Raw genomic sequence first — 1,376 nt, forward strand, 5'->3', positions numbered from 1 at the left:
AGCCCCTCCGTGGTTGCCGGCCGCCGTGGGGGACGTGTCAGGCGGGTGGGTCGGCGGGGACGTCCGGGCGGGGCGTGGTGCCGGGCACGGTGACGTCGCCGGGCGGCAGTTCGCCGTCGGCGAGGTAGCGGTCGACGACGGCGTCGACGTCCGGGTTGCCGGCCAGGGCGTACACCTCGTGGTCGCCGGAGTCCTCGACGGTCAGCAGGTGGTGGCCCAGGCGCTCGGCCATCGCGACGCCGCCCGCGTAGTGGTCGAGCGGGTCGCCGTCGGCCTGGACGACGAGGCCCACCGGGTAGCCCTTGCGCTCGACGGTCACCGGCGGCTCCAGGGGCTGGAAGGTGCGGAACGCGCCGACCCACGGCTGGGCGCGCAGCACGCCGTAGCCGTAGGGGAAGCGGGCGCGGAAGTCGCGCATGTCCCGGTGGTAGACCTCCAGGTCGGTCGGCCACTCGTGTTCGAGCGTGATGGCCTCCAGCACGCCGATGCGCAGGTCGCCCTCGCTGTCGGTGGGCCGCCAGGTGCCCTGCTGGGCGAGCAGTCCGCGGGCCGCCGCGAAGTCGCGGGCGTCGCCGGCCGTCCGCAGGTCGGCGACGAGCGTGGCGAGCGTCTGCCACTGGGCGCGGTCGGTGGCCCGGTTGCCGACGGCACCGTCGAGGAGGGTGCGCAGCCCGGGGCCCTCCGGGTCCTGCTCCAGCAGTGCGACGACCTCCTCGACGGTGGCCAGCACCTCCGCGGGCTCGGTGCCGAGACCGAACCGGCTGTGCCGGGCGGCTGTCCACTCCGCCCAGCGGTCGACGTTGCGCTGCACCGCGTCGCCCTGCCAGAGGAACTGCTCGCGCCACGTCCAGTCGGGGTTGACGCAGGAGTCGAGCACGCTGCGGTCCAGCCGGTCGGGGAACATGCTGCCGTAGACGGCGCCGACGTAGGCGCCGTAGGCGTAGCCGACGAAGTTGAGGCGCTCCTCGCCGAGCACGGCCCGGATCAGGTCCATGTCCCGGGCGGTGTTGCGGGTGCTGATGTGCGGGCGGAGGTCGCCGCCGCCCCGCTCGCAGCCGAGTTCCCGCTGCCGCATGTCCTCGGCCAGGGCGCCGAAGGCGTCGTCCGGCGGACGGGAGTCGAACGGGGCCTTGGGCACGGTGACTTCGGCGTGCAGCGGGGTGGAAGCGCCCATGCCGCGCGGGTCGAAGCCGATCAGGTCGTGGTTGCCGTGCGCGGGCCGGCCGGTGAACTTGCCCGGCAGGTCGCGGCCCAGCCCCCAGTCGCCGCCTGGTCCGCCGTTGACGGCGAGCAGGATGCCGCGCCGGCGGTCGGGGTCGGTGGCGCGGCGGGGGGGGGGGGGGAGGGGGGGGGGGGGGGGGGGGGGGGGGGGGGGG

1 protein-coding gene is annotated in these 1,376 nt (G+C 75.9%); it reads right to left on the reverse strand.

The window, feature by feature from the left end; translation table 11 throughout:
- Positions 1-37: 37 nt before the first annotated feature.
- Positions 38-1,297, reverse strand: a complete 1,260-nt coding sequence (locus ACYVE9_RS14410) for an alpha/beta fold hydrolase (protein WP_461028237.1) — start codon at positions 1,295-1,297, stop codon at positions 38-40.
- Positions 1,298-1,376 lie beyond the last annotated feature (79 nt).

The organism is Streptomyces sparsus (assembly GCF_054776295.1).